Here is a 228-nt window from a genome sequence, read left to right as displayed (position 1 = left end):
TCCCACACCGTCTCCAGTGCAGTACCATCGGCCGTCTGGGGCTTAACCATCGTGTTCGGGATGGGTACGGGTGTTTCCCCCAGGCGCATCACCACCAGCGAAGCTTGAGTGCTCCTCTTCGATCACTCAACAATAGACAACGTCCCTTACTTCTTCCCTTAGAAAGGAGGTGATCCAGCCGCACCTTCCGATACGGCTACCTTGTTACGACTTCACCCCAGTTATCCG

Annotated in this window: 2 rRNA genes; both read right to left on the bottom strand. The window is 55.7% G+C overall.

Features of this window, described 5'->3' with window-relative positions:
- Positions 1 to 99: ribosomal RNA gene (rrf, locus tag H6A32_RS16145) — 5S ribosomal RNA — on the bottom strand; the annotation flags it as partial.
- 63 nt (positions 100 to 162) lie between these two features.
- Positions 163 to 228: ribosomal RNA gene (locus tag H6A32_RS16140) — 16S ribosomal RNA — on the bottom strand; the annotation flags it as partial.

The sequence above is a fragment of the Drancourtella massiliensis genome (assembly GCF_016900655.1).
Lineage (GTDB): Bacteria > Bacillota > Clostridia > Lachnospirales > Lachnospiraceae > Sellimonas > Sellimonas catena.
The sequence above is the reverse complement of the archived record's forward strand: the minus strand, read 5'-3'. Positions and strand labels throughout refer to the sequence as shown.